This window comes from Streptomyces sp. NPDC093546, assembly GCF_044765045.1.
In the GTDB taxonomy this organism is placed as follows: Bacteria; Actinomycetota; Actinomycetes; order Streptomycetales; family Streptomycetaceae; genus Streptomyces.
This window is the reverse complement of record NZ_JBIWJG010000002.1, coordinates 128,249-148,018: the sequence shown is the minus strand read 5'-3', so window position 1 is coordinate 148,018 and position 19,770 is coordinate 128,249. Positions and strand designations below refer to the sequence as shown.

Genomic DNA, 19,770 nt, shown 5'->3' with positions numbered 1-19,770 from the left:
GGGCGAGGGCGCCAGGCGCCCGGTGAGCCCGGGCGAGCGGGTCAGGCGCCCGCGAGGAGGGACTCGATGACGACGGCGACGCCGTCCTCGTTGTTGGCGACGGTACGGCCGGAGGCGGCGGCGACGACGTCCGGATGGGCGTTGCCCATCGCGTACGAGCGGCCCGCCCACGTCAGCATCTCGATGTCGTTGGGCATGTCGCCGAACGCGACGACCTCGTCGGCGGAGATGCCGCGCTCGGCGCAGCACAGGGCGAGGGTGCTGGCCTTGGAGACGCCGAGGCCGCTGACCTCCAGCAGCGCGGTGGTGCTGGAGCGGGTGATGGCGGCGCGGTGGCCGGCGGCGGCGCGGGCGAGGGCGAGGAAGCCGTCCGGGGTGAGCTCGTCGTGGTGGGCGAGCATCTTCAGGATGGGAGCGCCGGTGCCGGGCTCGTCCTCGTGCAACAGCTTCTCCACCTCGGCGACGGTGGCGCCCGAGTCGATGAAGACGGGGGTGTACTGCGGCTCGTGGTGGAAGCCGGTGGTGAGCTCGACGGCGAACGCCGTGCCGGGCGCCTCCCGGCGCAGGGCCTGGACGACGTGGAGGGCGGCGTCCCGCTCCAGCGGGCGGACCTTCAGCAGCCTGCCGCCGGCGTGCAGGTCGACGACGGCCGCGCCGTTGGCGCAGATCGCCAGGCCGTGGCCGTGGACGTGGTCGGCGACGACGTCCATCCAGCGGGCCTGGCGGCCGGTGACGAAGAAGACCTCGATCCCCGCCTCCTCGGCGGCGGCGAGGGCCGCGACCGTACGGTCGGAAACCGACTTGTCGTCGCGCAGAAGCGTGCCGTCCAGGTCGGTGGCGATCAGGCGGGGACGTCTGTGAGCCGTCGGCCGCAGTCGGGGGGAGGTCGCTGAGGAGGTCACCGTTCCATTGTCCCGTACCGAATGCACGGTCGTGCAGGCATATGCACATGTGAGCCACCGGGATTGGCCGAGAGTGACCGGATGGTGACAGGTGTTGCCTGGAGGGGGAGCGCCCGCTGGCGACGGCCGATGGGGTTGTCAGTGGCGCCGCGTAGGGTCGTCGTATGCGTCTGAGTACCGTGATCCTTCCGTACCGCCGATGGCACGAAGGCGGCCGCGACGCGTGGCTGCGGGCCGAGCAGCTCGGTTTCCACGCGGCGTACAGCTACGACCACCTGTCCTGGCGGGTGCCGTTCCGCGACGGTCCCTGGTTCGGCGCGATACCGACGCTGACCGCGGCGGCCGGCGCGACCGAGCGGATACGGCTCGGCACGCTGGTCACCTCGCCGAACTTCCGGCATCCGGTCACGCTCGCCAAGGAGCTGATCACCCTCGACGACCTCTCCGGAGGCCGGGTCACGCTGGGCATCGGCGCGGGCGGCATCGGGTTCGACGCGACGGCGCTTGGCCAGGAGGCGTGGTCGCCGCGTGAGCGCGCCGACCGGTTCGGGGAGTTCCTGCCGCTGCTGGACCGGCTGCTGAGCGAGGACACGGTCACGCACGAGGGCCGGTTCTACTCGGCGCGCGAGGCGCAGAACATCCCCGGGTGCGTGCAGCGGCCCCGGCTGCCGTTCACCGTGGCGGCGACCGGACCGCGCGGGCTGAAGCTCGCGGCGCGGCACGGACAGGCCTGGGTGACGACCGGTGACCCCAAGGTTTCGGAGACGGGCACGCCCGAGGAGTCACGGGAGGCGATACGCGGGCAGCTGGAGCGGCTCGCCAAGGCGTGCGCGGATGTCGGGCGCGAGCCGGTGGAGCTGGACAAGGTCCTGCTGACCGGGTTCACACCGGAGGGCAGCGCGGTGCTGGAGTCGGTCGACGCCTTCGTGGACTTCGCGGGGCGCCACCGGGAGCTGGGGTTCACCGAGATCGTCCTCCACACGCCGATCCCGGACACCCGGTTCGCCGCCGACCCGGCGGTCTTCGAGCGCATCGCGGCCGAGGCACCCGCGCAACTGGGCTGACGCGCGGCTGGACTGACGCGCGGCTCGGCCGGCGTCCGCCCAGCGGCCGATCAGCCGGGGAAGCGCAGGTACGCCGGGGGCACGGCGTCGGTGAGCCAGACGCCGTTGGCCGTCACGTGGAAGACATGGCCGTCGCGCGCCATGGCCCCGGCGTCCACGGCGAGGACGACGGGCCGGCCGCGCCGGGCCCCCACGCGCGTGGCGGTCTCCCGGTCCGGCGACAGGTGGACGTGGTGCCGGGCCATGGGGCGCAGGCCCTCGGCGCGGATCGCGGGCAGCGCGCGGGCGACCGTGCCGTGGTAGAGGTACGCGGGCGGAGTCGCCGGCGGCAGGTCGAGGTCCACGTCGACCGTGTGGCCCTGGTTGGCGCGGATCCGGTCGTGCTCGACGTCGATAGTGAAGCGCTGCTTGTCGTTGACGGCGACGACGTGCTCCAGCTCGGCCCGGCTGATCCGTACGCCGTGTTCGGCGGCCGCCCGCAACAGGTCGTCGATCGCGACCCAGCCGTGCGGGTCGAGGGAGAGGCCGATCCTCTCGGGTTGGTGGCGCAGGTGCTTCGACAGGTACTTCGACACCTTCACGGTGCGCCTGTCGTCCATGTCGCCGCTCATCGCGTTCATGTGCGCAGCGTGTCAGGGATCACGCATGTCTTGCCATAGAAATTACGGTCGGTAGGTTTGGTCCACAGCCAACCCCGGTTATCCACAGAGGATTTGACGAATCTGTGGACAACCGCCCACGCCTGTCAGGGCATTTGATCAACTTCACGGCTCTTGCGGTGGTGTGAGGCGAGGGCGTCCAACGTCCGTGCCCGCACCTCTCGTTCGGCCGCAGCCGCGATGAAGGCCGAAGCGTTCTCGGGGCCGACGAGCCGGTGTACGGCGCGAATCGTGTCGGCGGGAAGAGGTACCGCCCTCGACTCGACGTCCTGCGGGAGCGAGGCCTCAGGCGCGAGATGCTGCTGGAGGTGCCGGGTGGCGAACGTCCGCATGGCGCGGGCCAGTTCGGCGTCGACCGTCTGCTGAGCGAGCGGGCGCAGCCGCCGCACCAGCGCCGCCGCCTCCGCCGCGTCCGCGTCCGTCGGCGGCCGGTGCTCCAGATACCGCGCGAAGACGTGCTCCGTCGTGAACTCCAGGAATCGGTGCGCTATGTGCTCCACCTGTCCGCGAAGTTCCCGCAGGTGACCGGCGATTGCCAGGAGCGGGACCCCGGCGGCGTACAACTCGGCCGCCACGGCGAGCTCCTGGGGGCTCGGGACGAGGAACTCGTCGTCGCGCCCCGGGACGCGTTCGAGCACGCCGAGCTCGATCGCCTCCTCCACGGCCCGCTCGTCCGGCGTGCCGCCGAAGGCGGCGTCCAGCTCGGCGCGCGTGATGCGGTCGGCCTTCTCGTCGGTCCACGGGCCGTTCACCTCCGCGACCAGCCCCAGCACCCCGCCGAGGCCCCGGCCCGCGTCCCACGCCTCCAGCAGCTCCTTGATGGAGGCGAGGGTGTAGCCGCGCTCCAGCAGGTCGGCTATCTGGCGGAGCCGGGCCAGGTGGGCTTCGCCGTAGACGTTGGACCGCCCGCGCCGTTCCGGCTTCGGCAGCAGCCCCCGGTCCTGGTAGGCGCGGATGGTGCGGACCGTCGCACCGCTGCGATGCGCCAGATCCTCGATCCGGTACTCGGCCCGGTTCTCGGTCCGCTCGTCCACACCCGCTCCCTGCCTGCCTGCTGTCCCGACGCCCGGGCGTCCGTGCGAGGGATCGTACGTCCCCACCCGGCCTACACCGGGGGCTTCACCCTGGCCAGCGCCCGCAGCGCGCGGGGCGCGAGGCGGGACAGCAGGTGGGCGCCCCGGGCCTCCGGGGTGACCGGCACCACCGCCTGGTTCCCGGCGACGGCGCGCAGGATCGCGTCGGCGACCTTCTCCGGCGGGTAGTTGCGCAGCCCGTAGAGCCTGGCCGTCCTCTTCTGCCGGCGCTTCTCCTCGTCCCCCGACACCCCGGCGAAGCGCGCGGTGGAGGTGATGTTGGTGTTCACGATGCCCGGGCAGATCGCCGTGACCCCGATGCCCTGCCCGGCCAGCTCGGCGCGCAGGCACTCGCTGAGCATCAGCACCGCGGCCTTGGAGGCGCTGTACGCGGGCAGCTCCCGGGAGGGCTGGAAGGCGGCCGCCGACGCGATGTTGACGATGTGGCCGCCCTGGCCCCGCTCGGCCATCTGCCCGCCGAACAGCCGGCAGCCGTGGACGACACCCCACAGATTGACGTCGAGGACCTTCTTCCAGTCCTCGCTCGTCGTGTCGAAGAAGGAACCGGCCATGCCGATCCCGGCGTTGTTCACGAGCACGTCCACGACGCCGTACTCGGCGGCGACCTTCTCGGCGAGCTTCTCCATGGCCTGCTCGTCGCTCACGTCCACCACCTCCGCCCAGGCCTGCGGCGCACCGATCAGCCGTGCCAGCTCGGCCGTGCGCGCCGCGCCCTCCGCGTCCCGGTCGACCGCCACGACCCGCGCGCCCGCCTCGGCGAACGCGAAGGCGGTGGCCCGCCCGATGCCGCCCGCCGCGCCGGTGACCAGCACCAGCTGCCCCCCGAACCGGTCGGCGTACGGCCGCCCGGAGGCCACCGGGCCGGGCAGCTCGGCGCCCTGGTCCCGCTCCTCGTGGGCCGTCACGAACTCGGTGATCCAGGCGGCCAGCTGGTCGGGCCGGGTCCGCGGCACCCAGTGCTTCGCGGGGAGGGTGCGCCGCACCAGCCGGGGGACCCACGCGCCGAGGTCGTCGTAGAGCCGCTCCGACAGGAACACGTCACCGGTCGGCACGATCAGCTGCACGGGCGCGTGGGCGTACGCGTCGGAGCGGGGGTGCCGCAGCCGGGCCCGGACGTTGTCCCGGTACAGCCAGGCGCCGTGCGCCGCGTCCGAGGGCAGGGACCCGGTCGGATAGCCGGTGTCCGGCAGCTTCTCGACGCGGCGCATGAGCGCCGGCCACTGCTTGCCGAGCGGCCCGCGCCAGGCCAGCTCCGGAAGCTTCGGCGTGTGCAGCAGGTACACGTACCAGGACTTGGCGCCCTGGCCGAGGAGGTGGCCGATCCCGCGCGGAGTGGGCCGGGTCACGCGCTGCTTGATCCAGTGCCCGAAGTGGTCCAGGGACGGGCCGGACATCGAGGTGAAGGAGGCGATCCGGCCCTCGGTGCGCTGCACCGTGACGAACTCCCACGACTGCACCGAGCCCCAGTCGTGCCCGACCAGGTGCACCGGCCGGTCCGGGCTGACCGCGTCCACGACGGCCAGGAAGTCGTCCGTCAGCTTCTCCAGCGTGAACCCGCCGCGCAGCGGCTTGGGCGCGCTCGACCGGCCGTGACCGCGTACGTCGTACAGCACCACGTGGAAGTCGTCGGCGAGCCGGGACGCGACCTCGGACCACACCTCCTTGGAGTCCGGGTAGCCGTGGACGAGCACGACCGTGGGCCGTGACGCGTCCCCCAGCTCGGCGACGCACAGCTCGATCCCGCCCGTACGAATCCGGCGCTCGCGCGCGTCCAGCGACGTCATCACACACCCTCCGCCCAGCGCCGCACGTGCGGCAGATCGTCGTCCAGCCAGAACGCGCTCTCTTCCGGGTCCCGCGAGTCCGTGACCACCAGGAGCTCCTCGAACTTCGCGCCCGTCCCCCGGAAGCCGAGGTGCGGCTCGACCGCCCACAGCCCCGGCCGCGGCGGGTGGTCGGAGAAGGCGTACGGCGACCACAGCGGCGACCAGCCCTCGCGGTGGCCGTGCAGGGCGTCGCTCGCCAGCCCCTTCAGCGCCTGCGTACCGAAGCCGAAGAGCGTCGGCGACCAGCGGCGCTGCGCGACCCGGTCGACCTTGTGGGCGATCACGCCGAAGGGATAGGCGCGGTGCCGGTTGGCGTACCCCTGCCGCACCATGAGCCGGTCGACGTCCTCGTAGATCTCCCGCAGGGGGCGCCGCTCCCGCACCTCGCGCAGGATCAGCTCCCGGTGCTCGCGCAGGTCCGCCAGGAGCTTGTCGTGGACCGGGTTGGGGCCGAGGCAGCCCGAGTAGCCGATGTCGGCGGTGAAGCCCTTGTACACCGGGGCCATGTCGAGGATGAACGGCATCCCCGGCTCCAGCCGCCGGTTCGTCGGGAAGAACTGCAGCGGTATGCGGAAGTTCACGAACGCCGTGCGGTCGCCGAACCAGGCGAAGGGGAGGTGGAACCAGTCCCGCACGTCCCGCTCGCGCAACCACGCGCGCTGCATCCGCGCCGCCTCGCGCTCGGTCACGCCCGGTTCGAGCCGCGCGGCGACCGCCTCGGCGCACTCGTACGCCAGGCGCTGCACTTCCCTGAAGCCGCGCAACTCCGCGCCGCGTTCGACTGCCCCTACCGATGTCATGCCACCGTCCGTCCCGTGTGCGGTGCTGGATGCGCGCTACCCGTCCGTAACTTGACACTGATGAATGTGACAATGCCCGGCGGCTGCGTCAAGGGTCGTGCACCGCCTGTGGAAAACCCGGACTCCGGGTCGGCCTCCGGTGCCCGGCCCCTACGGGCCCGTACGCCTTGAGTCGGACACCGATCCAGCCGCCAGGTCTGACGCCCGTTGTGGTGTGCGCCACTACCGTCGAAGCGTGACTGTGATCGCGACCGAAAGCCTCAGCAAGCGGTTCCCCAGGGTGACCGCTCTCGACCGGCTCTCCCTGGACATCGGGCCCGGTGTGACCGGACTGGTGGGTGCCAACGGAGCCGGCAAGTCCACCATGATCAAAATCTTGCTGGGCCTGTCCCCCGCCACCGAGGGCCGCGCCGAGGTCCTCGGCCTCGACGTCGCCACCAGCGGCGCCGCCATCCGCGAGCAGGTCGGCTACATGCCCGAGCACGACTGCCTGCCGCCCGACGTCTCGGCCACCGAGTTCGTCGTGCACATGGCCCGCATGTCCGGCCTGCCGCCCACCGCCGCCCGCGAGCGCACCGCCGACACCCTGCGCCACGTCGGCCTGTACGAGGAGCGCTACCGCCCCATCGGCGGCTACTCCACCGGCATGAAGCAGCGCGTGAAGCTCGCCCAGGCCCTCGTCCACGACCCGAAACTGGTCCTGCTCGACGAGCCGACCAACGGCCTGGACCCGGTCGGCCGCGACGAGATGCTCGGCCTGATCCGCCGCGTGTACACCGACTTCGGCATCTCGGTCCTGGTCACCTCCCACCTCCTCGGCGAGCTGGAACGCACGTGTGACCACGTCGTCGTCATCGACGGCGGCCGACTGCTGCGCTCCAGCTCCACCAGCGACTTCACCCAGGTCACCACCACCCTCGCGGTCGAGGTCACCGACTCCGACACGCACCCCGACGGCACGGCGGCGCTGCGCGCGGCGCTCACGGCCGCCGGAATCAGCCTCCACGCGCGCGTGGAGGACGGTCTGCCGGGCGCCGGGCACATCCTGCTCCTGGAGGCGACCGGCGAGGAGACGTACGACACCGTGCGCGACACCGTCGCCGAGCTCGGCCTCGGCCTCGTACGGATGGAACAGCGCCGCCACCACATCGCCGAGGTGTTCCGGCCGGAGACCGCCAAGGCCCCGTCCCTGGAGGCGCAGCCCCGATGAGCACCGAGACCCACAACCAGAACCCGTCCCAGACCCCGACCCAAATCCACAACATCGGCTACCGCGGCTACGACGGGCCGCGCCTCGGCCGGGCGTACGCGCGCCGCTCGCTCTTCTCGCAGTCGCTGCGCGGCGCGTACGGACTCGGCCGCAGCGCCAAGTCCAAGGTCCTGCCGATGATCCTCTTCGCGGTGATGTGCATCCCGGCGCTGGTCGTCGTCGCCGTGGCCGTCGCCACCAAGATGACGCAACTCCCCATGGAGTACACCCGGTACGCGATCTTCACACAGGCGCTCATCGGGCTCTACCTGGCGGCCCAGGCGCCCCAGTCCGTCTCCCGGGACCTGCGGTTCAAGACCGTCCCGCTGTACTTCTCCCGCCCGATCGAGCGCGTCGACTACGTGCTCGCCAAGTACGGCGCGATGGCGTCGGCGCTGTTCATCCTCACCGCCTCGCCGCTGCTCATCCTCTACATCGGGTCTCTGCTGGCGAAGATGGACTTCGCCGACCAGACCAAGGGCTTCGCACAGGGGTTGGTCTCCGTGGCGCTGCTGTCCCTGCTCTTCGGCGGCATCGGGCTCGTCCTGGCCGCGCTGACACCGCGCCGCGGCTTCGGCGTCGCCGCCGTCATCGCCGCGCTGACCATCTCGTACGGGGCCGTCTCCACGCTCCAGGCCATCGCCTGGGGCACGGACTCCTTGGACGCCATCCCGTGGCTGGGCCTGTTCTCGCCCATCACCCTCATCGACGGCGTACAGACCGCCTTCCTCGGTGCCACATCGTCCTTCCCCGCCGAGGCGGGGCCGGGCGCCGGTGCCGGTGCGGTGTACCTGCTGGTCGTCCTCGCGCTCATCGCCGGTTCGTACGGCGTCCTGATGCGCCGCTACCGAAAGGCCGGGCTGTGACAACGCTCCACATCGACCACGCCTCCCGCTGGTTCGGCAATGTCGTGGCCGTCAACGACGTCAGCATGACCATCGGGCCGGGGGTGACCGGACTGCTCGGCCCGAACGGCGCCGGCAAGTCCACCCTGATCAACATGATGGGTGGCTTCCTCGCCCCCTCCACCGGATCGGTCACCCTCGACGGGGAGCAGATCTGGCGCAACGAGTCCGTCTACCGCCGGATCGGCGTCGTACCGGAGCGGGAGGCGATGTACGACTTCCTCACCGGCCGCGAATTCGTCGTCGCCAACGCCGAGTTGCACGGACTGGGCGCGGCCGAGGCCCAGAAGGCCCTGGCCACGGTGGAGATGGAGTACGCGCAGGACCGCAAGATCGCGACGTACAGCAAGGGCATGCGGCAGCGCGTGAAGATGGCCTCGGCCCTCGTCCACGAGCCGTCCGTGCTGCTGCTGGACGAGCCGTTCAACGGCATGGACCCGCGCCAGCGCATGCAACTCATGGAGCTGCTGCGGCGGATGGGAGCCGAGGGACGCACGGTCCTGTTCTCGTCGCACATCCTGGAGGAGGTCGAGCAGCTCGCCTCCCACATCGAGGTCATCGTCGCCGGACGGCACGCCGCGAGCGGCGACTTCCGCCGCATCCGCCGCCTGATGACGGACCGCCCGCACCGCTACCTGGTCCGCTCCAGCGACGACCGGGCGCTCGCGGCCGCGCTGATCGCCGACCCGTCGACCGCCGGCATCGAGGTGGACACGGCGGAAGGCGCCCTGCACGTCCAGGCGGTGGACTTCGGCCGGTTCACGGAACTGCTGCCGAAGGTCGCCCGCGCGCACTCCATCCGGCTGCTGACGGTCTCGCCCTCGGACGAGTCCCTCGAGTCGGTCTTCTCGTACCTCGTCACGGCCTGAAGGGAGCCTCACGACCATGTACGACCCCACTGTCGCCCGGCTCACCTACCGGGCCCTGCTCGGCCGCCGCCGGGCCGCGATCCTCTTCGTGCTGCCCGCGCTGCTGCTGCTCATCGCGGCCGCCGTCCGCACCTTCAACGGCGCCGACGACCAGATCGCCGCCGACGTCCTGGGCGGGTTCGCGCTCGCCACCATGGTGCCGCTGATCGGCGTCATCGCCGGAACCGGCGCGATCGGGCCGGAGATCGACGACGGCTCGATCGTCTACCTGCTCGCCAAGCCGGTGAAGCGGCCCACCATCATCTTCACCAAGCTCATCGTGGCCATCGCCGTGACCATGGTCTTCTCGGCCGTGCCGACGTTCCTCGCCGGGCTGATCCTCAACGGCAACGGCGGGCAGGTGGCGGTCGCCTACACCGTCGCCGCGCTCGTCGCCTCGATCGCGTACAGCGCGCTCTTCCTGCTCCTCGGCACGGTCAGCCGCCACGCGGTGGTCATCGGGCTCGTGTACGCGCTGCTGTGGGAGGCGCTGTTCGGCTCGCTGATCGCCGGGGCGCGCACGCTGAGCGTGCAGCAGTGGGCGCTCGCCGTGGCCGAGGAGGTCAGCGGCGCGGGGCTCATCGCCTCGGACGTCGCCCTGCCGGTGGCGGCGTTGCTGCTGGCCGGGGTGACGGTGGCGGCGACGTGGTACGCCGGGCAGAAGCTGCGGACGCTCACCCTGGCCGGCGACGAGTAGGGCGTACGTCTCAACGGCGGGTGGCCGCTTCTCCCCGGGATTACTGTGGGGCCGAACGACTCGCACGCACTCACAACCTGGGGAGCAAGCCATGTCAGACCGCTTCGACGTCGTCGTACTCGGAGCAGGCCCCGGCGGATACGTCGCCGCCATCCGCGCCGCCCAGCTGGGCAAGCGGGTCGCGGTGGTCGAGGAGAAGTACTGGGGCGGTGTCTGCCTGAACGTCGGCTGCATCCCCACCAAGGCGCTGCTGCGCAACGCCGAGCTGGCGCACCTCTTCACGCACGAGGCGAAGACGTACGGCATCAAGGTGGACGGGGAAGTGTCCTTCGACTACGGCGAGGCCTTCCGGCGCAGCCGCACGGTCGCCGACGGCCGGGTCAAGGGCGTCCACTTCCTGATGAAGAAGAACAAGATCACCGAGTTCGGCGGCCGGGGCACCTTCCTGGACGCGAACACGATGCAGGTCGCGCTGACCGACGGCACCACGACCACCATCTCGTTCGACCACTGCATCATCGCGACCGGCGCCACCCCGCGCCTGCTGCCGGGCACGCGCCGCAGCGAGCGGGTCGTGACGTACGAGGAGCAGATCCTCAGCGAGGAGCTGCCGCGCTCGATCGTGATCGCGGGCGCGGGCGCGATCGGCATCGAGTTCGCGTACGTGCTCCACAACTACGGCGTGAAGGTCACCATCGTCGAGTTCCTGGACCGGATCGCGCCGCTGGAGGACAAGGACGTCTCGGCGGAGCTGGCGAAGCAGTACCGCAAGCTCGGGATCGACGTCCTGACCTCCACGCGGGTCGAGTCGATCGACGAGTCGGGTCCGCAGGTACGGGTCACCGTGACCGGCAAGGACGGCAAGCAGCAGGTCCTGGAGGCGGACAAGGTGCTCCAGGCGATCGGCTTCGCGCCGAACGTCGAGGGGTACGGCCTGGAGAACACGGGCGTGCGGCTCACCGAGCGCGGCGCGATCGACGTCGACGGGCGCTCGCGCACGTCGGTGCCGCACATCTACGCGATCGGCGACGTGACGGCGAAGCTGATGCTCGCGCACACCGCCGAGGCGATGGGTGTCGTGGCGGCCGAGACCATCGCGGGCGCGGAGACGATGGAGCTCGACTACCCGATGATCCCGCGCGCCACGTACTGCCAGCCGCAGATCGCCAGCTTCGGCTGGACGGAGGAGCAGGCGCGGGAGAAGGGCTTCGACGTCAAGGTCGCGAAGTTCCCCTTCATGGCGAACGGCAAGGCGCACGGGCTGGGCGACACCACCGGTTTCGTGAAGCTGATCAGCGACGCGAAGTACGGCGAGATCATCGGCGCCCACCTGATCGGGCCGGACGTCACGGAGCTGCTGCCCGAGCTGACGCTGGCGCAGCAGTGGGACCTGACGGTCCACGAGGTGGCGCGCAACGTCCACGCGCACCCGACGCTGGGCGAGGCGGTCAAGGAGGCCGTGCACGGCCTCGCGGGCCACATGATCAACTTCTGAGCCTGTACGGCCTGGGATCCCGCGGCGTCACCGGTGGTTAATCCGGTGGCGCCGCGGCGCGTGTGCGGGGGACATTGGTGGGGCAGGCCACCGAGACCGGGGGCGGCCGCTTCGAGCGCGCGTCCCGCGATGCGGGCCGCGCGGGCCGCCCCCTCCCGGGGCTCCGTTCGCCTCAGGCGCCGGCGCCGGCCAGCAGCGCTTCCAGCGTCACCGCGATGCCGTCCGCCTCGTTCGAGGCGGTGATCTCGTCGGCCACGGCCTTGAGGTCCTCGTGGGCGTTGGCCATGGCGACGCCGTGCGCGGCCCAGGCGAACATCGGGATGTCGTTCGGCATGTCGCCGAAGGCGATCGTGTCCGCGGCCTTCACGCCCAGGCGGCGGGCCGCCAGGGAGAGACCGGTCGCCTTGCTGAGGCCCAGGGGGAGGATCTCCACCACGCCGGGGCCCGCCATGACGACGTCGACCAGACCGCCGACCGTCTCGCGGGCGGCGCGGGCGAGGGCGTCGTCGTCGAGCTCCGGGTGCTGGATGTAGACCTTGGTCAGCGGGGCCGACCAGACCTCGGTGAGGTCGTCGTAGGCGACGTAGGGCAGCGGGCCCTCCTGGACGCGGTAGCCGGGGCCGACGAGGACCTCGCCGTCGAGGCCGTCGCGGCTCGCGGCGAGCGCCAGGGGGCCGACCTCCGCCTCCAGCTTGGAGAGGGCGAGGCCCGCGAGCTGGCGGTCGAGGGTCACGGAGGTCAGCAGGCGGTGCTCGCCGGCGTGGTAGACCTGCGCGCCCTGGCCGCACACCGCGAGACCGTCGTAGCCGAGGTCGTCCAGTATGTGGCGGGTCCACGGCACGGCCCGCCCGGTGACGACGATGTGCGCGGCGCCCGCCGCCGTCACGGCGGCGAGCGCGTCACGCGTACGGGCCGAGATCGACTCGTCGGAGCGCAGCAGCGTTCCGTCGAGGTCGGTCGCGACGAGTTTGTACGGGAAGCCGTACGGACGGGAGGTCACTTGGCGACCGGCTCCAGGATCTCGCGGCCGCCGAGGTACGGGCGGAGGACCTCCGGAACCCGCACGGAGCCGTCCGCCAGCTGGTGGTTCTCCAGGAGGGCGACGATCGTGCGCGGGACCGCGCACAGCGTGCCGTTCAGGGTCGCCAGCGGCTGGACCTTCTTGCCGTCGCGCATGCGCACCGACAGGCGGCGCGCCTGGAAGCCGTCGCAGTTGGAGGCGGACGTCAGCTCGCGGTACTTGCCCTGCGTCGGGATCCACGCCTCGCAGTCGTACTTGCGCGAGGCGGAGGCGCCGAGGTCACCGGTGGCGACGTCGATCACCTGGAACGGCAGCTCCAGCGAGGTCAGCCACTGCTTCTCCCACTCCAGGAGCCGCTTGTGCTCGGCCTCGGCCTCCTCGGGCGCGACGTACGAGAACATCTCGACCTTGTCGAACTGGTGCACGCGGAAGATGCCGCGCGTGTCCTTGCCGTACGTGCCGGCCTCGCGGCGGAAGCACGGCGAGAAGCCGGCGTAGCGCAGCGGCAGCTTGCCGGCGTCGATGATCTCGTCCATGTGGTACGCGGCGAGGGGCACCTCGGACGTACCCACGAGGTAGTAGTCGTCCTTCTCCAGGTGGTACACGTTCTCGGCGGCCTGGCCGAGGAAGCCGGTGCCCTCCATGGCGCGCGGGCGCACCAGCGCCGGCGTCAGCATCGGGGTGAAGCCGGCCGCCGTCGCCTGCGCGATCGCGGCGTTGACGAGGGCGAGCTCCAGCAGGGCGCCGACGCCCGTCAGGTAGTAGAAGCGCGAGCCGGAGACCTTCGCGCCGCGCTCGACGTCGATGGCGCCGAGCGCCTCGCCGAGCTCCAGGTGGTCCTTGGGCGCGAAGCCCTCGGCGCCGAAGTCGCGGATCGTGCCGTGCGTCTCCAGGACGACGAAGTCCTCCTCGCCGCCGACGGGCACGTCGGGGTGGACGAGGTTGCCGAGCCGGAGCAGGAGCCGGCGGGTCTCCTCGTCGGCCTCGTTCTGCTCGGCCTCGGCGGCCTTGACGTCCGTCTTGAGCTTCTCGGCCTTCGACAGGAGCTCGGCGCGCTCCTCGGAGGAGGCCTTGGGGATCAGCTTGCCGAGCGCCCTCTGCTCGGAGCGGAGTTCGTCGAAGCGGACGCCGGACGACCTGCGCCGCTCATCGGCGGAGAGCAGGGCGTCGACGAGGCCGACGTCCTCTCCACGGGCGCGCTGGGAGGCGCGAACACGGTCGGGGTCCTCACGGAGCAGGCGAAGGTCAATCACCCCCCCAGGCTACCGTCGCGTGCTCGTGCCACCCCACCCGATATCGCCGGAATGAACAAACGCGGGGGGTGGGCGTCGGGCGATAAAGGTGGATTTCCTTCTCCGGAAGGGGCGACTCCCGGAACGGGTCCGGAGGATGGAGGCGTCACGCGGCCGTGCGGGGACGGGTGTTGTCCACAGGGGGGTGTCCGCATGCTGAGTTATCCACAGACTGTGCGGAAGTTCTGTGGACTCAGGAAAAGATCACGGCGAATGCCGCAATCGGACCACAGGATTCCTTGGTCAAACCCCGTTCCAGCACTCATTCGGGTGGGAATTCCACCCCCTAAGGGGGCGATCAAGGGAATGGGGGTGACGAGGGGCGACATGGCACCCCGTGGGGGTACCTGGGGGCACCTACGGCGACTGGGGCGATTTGTCGACGTTGTCGGTGTGTGTCGGCTTGGCCGTGTCGACTTGTCCCCAGGTCGAGACGCGGCCCTGTGGATAACTTTTACGCCGGTGTCGCGTGGCGCGAGGCGTGCGTAGCGGATCAGGCCTCAGGCCCGGCCGTCCAAGCAGCGGGCCAGCCAGTCCGAGGCGGCCGTGAAGTCGTGGTCGGACGTCCCGGGACGCAGGGCGGCCACCTCCTCGGGGGTCATGCCCGCACGGGGGTACGACCCCAGGAAGCGCACCTTCGGGCAGATGCGCTTCAGGCCCATCAGGGCCTCGCCGACCCGCCGGTCCGCGATGTGGCCCTCGGCGTCGATGGCGAAGCAGTAGTTGCCGATGCCGGCGCCGGTCGGGCGCGACTGGATGAGCATCAGGTTCACGCCCCGTACCGCGAACTCCTGGAGCAGCTCCAGCAGCGCGCCCGGGTGGTCGTCGCCCAGCCAGATGACGATCGAGGTCTTGTCGGCGCCCGTCGGCGCGGCGGGCCGGCCCGGGCGGCCCACGAGCACGAACCGCGTCTCCGCGTTCTCGGCGTCGTGGATCTCGGTGACCAGGGCTTCCAGCCCGTACGTCGCCGCCGCGAACGCACCCGCGAAGGCGGCGTCGTAGCGGCCCTCCTGCACCAGCCGCGCCCCGTCCGCGTTGGAGGCGGCCGACTCCCACACCGCCTCCGGCAGATGGGCCCGCAGCCAGTTGCGCACCTGCGGCTGGGCCACCGGGTGCCCGGTCACCGTCTTGACGTCGGACAGCTTCGTGCCGGGCCGCACCAGCAGCGCGAACGCGATCGGCAGCAGCACCTCGCGGTAGATCATCAGCGGCTCGCCCGCCGCGAGCTCGTCGAGGGTCGCGGTCACCCCGCCCTCCACCGAGTTCTCGATCGGGACGAGCGCGGCGGCGGCCTCCCCGTTGCGCACGGCGTCCAGGGCCGCCGGTACGGAGACCATCGGCACGAGCTCCCGGGTGGCGGCTTCCGGGAGCGTACGCAGGGCCGCTTCGGTGAAGGTGCCCTCGGGACCGAGATACGTATAGCGCGTGGCCGACATACCGTCACCATAGTCCGCTCGGCCCAGTGCGCCGCGAGGGCCGGGTGCCGGAGGACTAGCCCTCCAGCAGCCCCTGCCCCACGTACTCCCCCTCGGCCGGGCCGCCCGGGACCGCGTACAGGCCGCTGGACTCGTGGCGGATGAAGGGCGACAGCGCGTCCCCGCGGTCCAGCTTGCGCTGCACCGGGACGAAGCCGGTCTGCGGATCGGCCTGCCAGGCGATGAACAGCAGCCCGGCGTCCGGCGTCCCGTCCGGGCCGATCCCGTCGTGGAAGGAGAACGGGCGCCGCAGCATCGCCGCGCCGCCGTTCTGCTCCGGCGCCGAGATGCGGGCGTGGGCGTTGTCGGGGATGACCAGCTTGCCGTCCGGCCCGGTCTTGTCGAGGTCGGGCTCGGTGGTCTCGCTCCCGCCCGTCAGCGGGGCTCCGTCGGCCTTGCGGCGCCCGATGACCCGCTCCTGCCGGGCCAGGGGCAGCTTCTCCCAGTCGTCCAGCAGCATCCGGATGCGGCGGACGACGGCGTACGAACCGCCCGCCATCCACGGCTGGGGGCCGCCCTCCGGGACGAAGACCCGCTCGTCGAAGTCCGGGTCGGACGGCTTCGGGTTCCCGGTGCCGTCGACCTGGCCCATCAGGTTGCGGGCGGTCATCGGGTGGGCGGTGGCGCCGGGTGAGCGGTTGAAGCCGTTCATCTGCCAGCGCACCTTCGCGGCCGCGCCCGCCTCCCGCTGGATCACGCGCAGCGCGTGGAAGGCGACGAGCGCGTCGTCGGCGCCTATCTGCACCCACAGGTCGCCGTTCGACCGCTTCGGGTCCAGCCGGTCGGAGGAGAAGGCGGGCAGCGGGTCCAGCTCCGCCGGGCGTCGCGCCACCAGCCCCGTACGGTCGAAGAAGGAGGCGCCGAAGCCGAAGGTGACGGTCAGGGAGCAGGGCCCCGCGTCCAGGGCCACGCCGCTGTCCCCGTCGCCCACCGGCTCGCCCGCCATCAGCAGCTCGGCCGCCGCCGACCAGCGGCGCATCAGCGCGGCCGCCTCCCTGCGCCCCGCGCCCGGCGCCAGGTCGAAGGCGACGAGGTGGCCGCGCGCCTGCAGCGGCTGGACGATGCCCGCCTGGTGCGCGCCCCGGAACGGCACGGCCGTCCGGCCCACCGCCGCGAGCGGCGTGCCCGGCTCGGCGCCCGATGTGGCGGCGTACGTGGCGGCGCCGCCACCGGCCGCGCCGAGCACGAGCCCGGTCGCGCCGGCCGCCCCGACGGTGCCGAGCAGCCGTCGCCTCGAAAGTTCCAGGTGGTCGTTCACGGTCAGCCGATCTTCACGTTCTTGTCGATGGTCGTCTGGTCGATGTCCGAGGTGCGGACGGTGACCTGGAGCCGCCACTCGCCGGGCATCGGGATCTGTACGCCCTCGGCGCTCCAGTGTCCCGCCGCGATCCGGTCCGGCGTGACGGGCAGCGGGCCGATCTGCTGGGCGTCCAGGGTGAAGGACACCTTCAGCTCGGGCACGTCGAGGGGCCGGCCGTTCGCGCCGTCCACGAAGACGTGCAGGGCGTTCGCACCGGAACGGGCGGGCGTGAGGCTGAGCCGTACGGTGCCCTTTCCGTTCGCGCCGCCCGTGTCGAAGGGCAGCCGCAGATCGACGGGCCGGTTCGGTACGGGGGTGGACGCCGCCGACTGCGTACGGCCCGCCTCCTCCGTACGGCCCGGCTCGGTCGTCGTCAGTACGGTCGTGACGGCGAGCAGGACGACGGCGATGGCCGCCTCGGCGAGGACGGAGCGGCGCAGCCCCGCGCGCCCGGGATCGGCGTCGCGCGACCGCTTGGCGCGGGCGGCCGCCACGGCGGCCCGCTGGCGGGCGAGCTGGGCGGCCCGCTCGTCGTCCTCCGGGACGGTGACCGGCTGCTCCTCTTCCTCTTCGGGCAGGGCGGCCGGCGCCTCCGTCAGCCGCTCCGTCCAGCGGCGCGAGGTCCACGCGACCCCGACGAGCACGGCGACCAGCGCGACCTTGACCAGCAGCAGCCGCCCGTACGAGGTGCCGGTCAGCGCCGACCAGGAGCCGACCTGCCGCCAGGACTGGTAGATCCCGGTCGCGGCGAGGACCACCACGGACCCGAACGCGATCCGCGAGAACCGCCGTACCGCCTCCCGCTCGATCGACGGGTCGCGGTACAGCGTGACGAGCAGTGCGGCGAGCCCGCCCAGCCAGGCGGCCATCGCCAGCAGGTGCAGGACGTCGACGGGCATCGCGATGCCCGGCTGGAGCCCGGCGGAGGCGTGCTCGGAGAGTGCCCAGGTGCCCGCGATGCCGGCGGCGATCACCGTGCCGCCGATCGCGAGCCCGAAGGTCAGGTCCTTGTGCCGGTCGGCGTCTTCGGCGCCGTCGTCCTCGCGCCGCGTGTACGCGCCGAAGAGCACGGCCACGAAGAGCGCCGCCGCGCCGAGCAGCAGCAGCCGCGAGACGAGCGCCGCGCCCGTCTTGGTCTCCAGGACGGAGCCGAGCGCCGCCAGGTCGAAGGCGTCGCCGAGCGTCCCCGACGCCGTGTACGGCGCGCGCAGCAGCAACAGCGCGAGCGTGGCGGCGGTCAGCGTCACCCAGCCGCGTACGACGAGCCGCTGCAGCGGCCGCAGGGACGCGCCACGCGGCCAGCAGGCCAGGATGAAGGCGGCGCCACCCGCCAGCAGGATGAAACCGGCGTACGAGGCATAGCGTGCGATGTCGTACAGGATGCCGACGGCGCCACCGCCCGCCTCCTGCCGCGGCAGCGCCACGCTCGTCTCCGACGGCGCTCCGATGGAGAAGGTGAACGCGCCGGCGATCGGATGGCTGTCGGCGGAGACGGCGCGCCAGGCGACGGTGTACGTGCCGTTCGGCAGCCCGGCGTGCAGGTCGACGCCGTACCTGACGACCGCTCCGGTGCTCAGGTCGCGCAGCTTCTTGGTGTCGGCGCGCTTGCCGCTCGGTTCGAGCACCCGGATCGAGTCGTCGTCCATGGCGACCTGCTCGGAGAAGGTGAGCGTGACGCCCTTGGGCGCGGTGGCGACCACCGCCCCGTCCTTCGGGTCGCTCCCGGTCAGCGCCGCGTGCGCGGACGCGGGCGCCGCGCCGGTGAACAGCGCGCCGAGCAGCACGGCCGCGACGAGCAGCAGCCGGGACAACCCGCGTGGCCGGGACAGGGCGGTGGTGGCTGTCATGGTGGTGTGTCCCCCGGATCCCTAGTGGTGCGCCGGATTGTGGCTGGCCGCTTCCACCGGCAGGTCGACCGTGATCGGGCCGGACCTCTCGAAGTGCAGCTCGACGGCGACCTTGTCGCCCTGCTTCGGCTCCCGCTTGATGTCCATGAACATGAGGTGGTTGCCGCCGCGTTCGAGGCGGAGCTCGCCGTTCGCGGGGATCTCGAAGGACGCCACCCGCTTCATCTTCTGGTCCTTCACCTCATGGATCTGGACGTCGTCGGAGAGCGGGCTGGTGACGGAGGTCAGCTTGTCCGGCCCGGTGCCGCTGTTGCCGATGGTGAGGAAGCCGGCGGCCATGTCGCCGACGGGCTGCGGCATGAAGGCACCGCTGACCTTCAGCTCCGGCTTCTCCTCGACGTATGGGGTGGAGCAGCCGCCGAGGGTGAGGGCCGCCGCCAGGGATATGACGGCGGCCACGGCGGTACGGGGCCGTGTTCGCGGGGCCGCAGCGGTCCCGGCGCTTGCGGCGCTCACGGGGTCTCCCCCTTGATGATCTTCGGCAGGTCCTTGGCGTACTCCTGCCACGTGGTGTTCTCGCCGTACAGGACGTAACCCTGGTCGGTCGTGGGGGAGAAGGCGACGACCTGCGCGCCGTGCATGGAGACGACCGAGCCGTCCTTCTCCTTCTTCGGCGGGTCGATGCCGATGCCGAGCTGGCGCGCGCCCGCCTGGATGGTCGGGAAGTCGCCGGTGAGCCCGGTGAAGGACGGGTCACCGGCGCCGGGCAGCCACTTGGCGAGCTCGGCGACGGTGTCCCGCTCGGGGTCGGTGGTGACGAAGACGACCTGGAGCTTGTCCTGGTCCGCCTTGGGGAGCTTCTTCTTGGCGAGGGCGATGTTGCTCATCGTCATCGGGCACACGTCGGGGCAGTGCGTGTAGCCGAAGTAGATCAGCGTCGGCTTGCCCTTGGTGCGCTCGCGCAGGTCGTACGGCTGCCCCTTGGTGTCCGTGAGGACGAGGTTCGGCTTGGTGAACGGCCGGTCGAGGACGGTCGCGGCCTTCTGCTGCGACTGCCCGCCGGAGACGACGACGGGCCCGTTGGCGGACGGGTCGGACTCGTCGCCTCCGCCGGAGGCGCAGCCGCCGGCGAGGGCGAGCGCCGCCACGCCGGCGACCGCCGCGATGAGCGGGGTGCGCCGGCGAGGACGGGCCTGCACGTCGGACTTCTGGAGGTGCATCAGGTTCTCTCTCGGG

At 71.8% G+C, this 19,770-nt stretch carries 18 protein-coding genes; 6 read left to right on the top strand and 12 right to left on the bottom strand.

Annotation, left to right across the window (positions count from 1 at the left end):
* Positions 1-41: 41 nt before the first annotated feature.
* Entirely contained in the window at positions 42-902 is an 861-nt protein-coding gene (locus ACIRNI_RS03790) for an HAD family hydrolase (protein WP_403548021.1), read from the bottom strand.
* Positions 903-1,066: 164 nt separating this feature from the next.
* Here ACIRNI_RS03790 and ACIRNI_RS03785 point away from each other — a divergent pair, with 164 nt between their 5' ends.
* The gene (locus tag ACIRNI_RS03785; RefSeq protein WP_403548019.1) at positions 1,067-1,966 is read left to right on the top strand and encodes an LLM class flavin-dependent oxidoreductase; all 900 of its coding nucleotides are present in this window, start codon (positions 1,067-1,069) and stop codon (positions 1,964-1,966) included.
* A gap of 50 nt (positions 1,967-2,016) precedes the next feature.
* Here the strand turns inward: ACIRNI_RS03785 and ACIRNI_RS03780 are convergent, their stop codons facing one another.
* From ACIRNI_RS03780 to ACIRNI_RS03765, 4 genes are all read right to left on the bottom strand, one after another.
* Positions 2,017-2,565: an RNA 2'-phosphotransferase gene (locus ACIRNI_RS03780; protein ID WP_403548800.1), complete on the bottom strand. Its 549-nt coding sequence runs from the start codon at positions 2,563-2,565 to the stop codon at positions 2,017-2,019.
* Positions 2,566-2,711: 146 nt separating this feature from the next.
* Complete coding sequence (locus tag ACIRNI_RS03775) at positions 2,712-3,659, bottom strand: MerR family transcriptional regulator (RefSeq protein WP_403548017.1); 948 nt, start codon at positions 3,657-3,659, stop codon at positions 2,712-2,714.
* A gap of 71 nt (positions 3,660-3,730) precedes the next feature.
* The gene (locus ACIRNI_RS03770; RefSeq protein WP_403548015.1) at positions 3,731-5,503 is read right to left on the bottom strand and encodes an SDR family oxidoreductase; all 1,773 of its coding nucleotides are present in this window, start codon (positions 5,501-5,503) and stop codon (positions 3,731-3,733) included.
* A complete protein-coding gene (locus ACIRNI_RS03765) occupies positions 5,503-6,345 on the bottom strand; it encodes a M24 family metallopeptidase (protein WP_403548013.1) in 843 nt (280 codons plus the stop codon). The genes ACIRNI_RS03770 and ACIRNI_RS03765 overlap by 1 nt, the downstream gene beginning before the upstream one ends.
* Before the next feature lie 241 nt (positions 6,346-6,586).
* Between ACIRNI_RS03765 and ACIRNI_RS03760 the strand changes: the two genes are divergently transcribed.
* The 5 genes from ACIRNI_RS03760 (at position 6,587) to lpdA (ending at position 11,599) form a co-directional block, all read left to right on the top strand.
* The gene (locus ACIRNI_RS03760) at positions 6,587-7,555 is read left to right on the top strand and encodes an ABC transporter ATP-binding protein (RefSeq protein ID WP_403548799.1); all 969 of its coding nucleotides are present in this window, start codon (positions 6,587-6,589) and stop codon (positions 7,553-7,555) included.
* On the top strand, positions 7,552-8,460 hold the full coding sequence (locus tag ACIRNI_RS03755; RefSeq protein ID WP_403548011.1) for an ABC transporter permease: 909 nt from the start codon (positions 7,552-7,554) through the stop codon (positions 8,458-8,460). The genes ACIRNI_RS03760 and ACIRNI_RS03755 overlap by 4 nt, the downstream gene beginning before the upstream one ends.
* Entirely contained in the window at positions 8,457-9,368 is a 912-nt protein-coding gene (locus tag ACIRNI_RS03750; RefSeq protein WP_403548009.1) for an ABC transporter ATP-binding protein, read from the top strand. The genes ACIRNI_RS03755 and ACIRNI_RS03750 overlap by 4 nt, the downstream gene beginning before the upstream one ends.
* Positions 9,369-9,384: 16 nt before the next feature.
* Complete coding sequence (locus ACIRNI_RS03745; protein WP_403548008.1) at positions 9,385-10,104, top strand: ABC transporter permease subunit; 720 nt, start codon at positions 9,385-9,387, stop codon at positions 10,102-10,104.
* Between the two features lie 91 nt (positions 10,105-10,195).
* A complete protein-coding gene (gene lpdA, locus ACIRNI_RS03740; protein ID WP_403548006.1) occupies positions 10,196-11,599 on the top strand; it encodes a dihydrolipoyl dehydrogenase in 1,404 nt (467 codons plus the stop codon).
* Between the two features lie 172 nt (positions 11,600-11,771).
* Here the strand turns inward: lpdA and ACIRNI_RS03735 are convergent, their stop codons facing one another.
* From ACIRNI_RS03735 to ACIRNI_RS03705, 7 genes are all read right to left on the bottom strand, one after another.
* On the bottom strand, positions 11,772-12,599 hold the full coding sequence (locus ACIRNI_RS03735) for an HAD family hydrolase (RefSeq protein WP_403548004.1): 828 nt from the start codon (positions 12,597-12,599) through the stop codon (positions 11,772-11,774).
* Positions 12,596-13,873, bottom strand: coding sequence for a serine--tRNA ligase (gene serS / locus ACIRNI_RS03730; RefSeq protein ID WP_403548002.1), 1,278 nt, complete (start codon positions 13,871-13,873; stop codon positions 12,596-12,598). The genes ACIRNI_RS03735 and serS overlap by 4 nt, the downstream gene beginning before the upstream one ends.
* Before the next feature lie 539 nt (positions 13,874-14,412).
* Entirely contained in the window at positions 14,413-15,348 is a 936-nt protein-coding gene (gene pheA, locus ACIRNI_RS03725; RefSeq protein WP_355352361.1) for a prephenate dehydratase, read from the bottom strand.
* Positions 15,349-15,403: 55 nt separating this feature from the next.
* Complete coding sequence (efeB, locus tag ACIRNI_RS03720) at positions 15,404-16,645, bottom strand: iron uptake transporter deferrochelatase/peroxidase subunit (RefSeq protein WP_403548000.1); 1,242 nt, start codon at positions 16,643-16,645, stop codon at positions 15,404-15,406.
* Positions 16,646-16,647: 2 nt separating this feature from the next.
* A complete protein-coding gene (locus ACIRNI_RS03715) occupies positions 16,648-18,534 on the bottom strand; it encodes a copper resistance protein CopC (RefSeq protein ID WP_403547998.1) in 1,887 nt (628 codons plus the stop codon).
* Between the two features lie 21 nt (positions 18,535-18,555).
* Complete coding sequence (locus tag ACIRNI_RS03710) at positions 18,556-19,050, bottom strand: copper chaperone PCu(A)C (protein ID WP_403547996.1); 495 nt, start codon at positions 19,048-19,050, stop codon at positions 18,556-18,558.
* Positions 19,047-19,754, bottom strand: a complete 708-nt coding sequence (locus tag ACIRNI_RS03705) for an SCO family protein (protein ID WP_355352373.1) — start codon at positions 19,752-19,754, stop codon at positions 19,047-19,049. The genes ACIRNI_RS03710 and ACIRNI_RS03705 overlap by 4 nt, the downstream gene beginning before the upstream one ends.
* Positions 19,755-19,770 lie beyond the last annotated feature (16 nt).

What these genes read in the sequence shown, in the direction of transcription:
- ACIRNI_RS03785 (WP_403548019.1), top strand. Translation starts at nt 1,067, where the DNA reads ATGCGTCTGAGTACCGTGATCCTTCCGTACCGCCGATGGCACGAAGGC.
- ACIRNI_RS03780 (WP_403548800.1), bottom strand. Translation starts at nt 2,565, where the DNA reads ATGGACGACAGGCGCACCGTGAAGGTGTCGAAGTACCTGTCGAAGCAC.
- ACIRNI_RS03770 (WP_403548015.1), bottom strand. Translation starts at nt 5,503, where the DNA reads ATGACGTCGCTGGACGCGCGCGAGCGCCGGATTCGTACGGGCGGGATC.
- ACIRNI_RS03765 (WP_403548013.1), bottom strand. Translation starts at nt 6,345, where the DNA reads ATGACATCGGTAGGGGCAGTCGAACGCGGCGCGGAGTTGCGCGGCTTC.
- ACIRNI_RS03755 (WP_403548011.1), top strand. Translation starts at nt 7,552, where the DNA reads ATGAGCACCGAGACCCACAACCAGAACCCGTCCCAGACCCCGACCCAA.
- ACIRNI_RS03745 (WP_403548008.1), top strand. Translation starts at nt 9,385, where the DNA reads ATGTACGACCCCACTGTCGCCCGGCTCACCTACCGGGCCCTGCTCGGC.
- lpdA (WP_403548006.1), top strand. Translation starts at nt 10,196, where the DNA reads ATGTCAGACCGCTTCGACGTCGTCGTACTCGGAGCAGGCCCCGGCGGA.
- pheA (WP_355352361.1), bottom strand. Translation starts at nt 15,348, where the DNA reads ATGTCGGCCACGCGCTATACGTATCTCGGTCCCGAGGGCACCTTCACC.
- ACIRNI_RS03715 (WP_403547998.1), bottom strand. Translation starts at nt 18,534, where the DNA reads ATGACAGCCACCACCGCCCTGTCCCGGCCACGCGGGTTGTCCCGGCTG.
- ACIRNI_RS03705 (WP_355352373.1), bottom strand. Translation starts at nt 19,754, where the DNA reads ATGCACCTCCAGAAGTCCGACGTGCAGGCCCGTCCTCGCCGGCGCACC.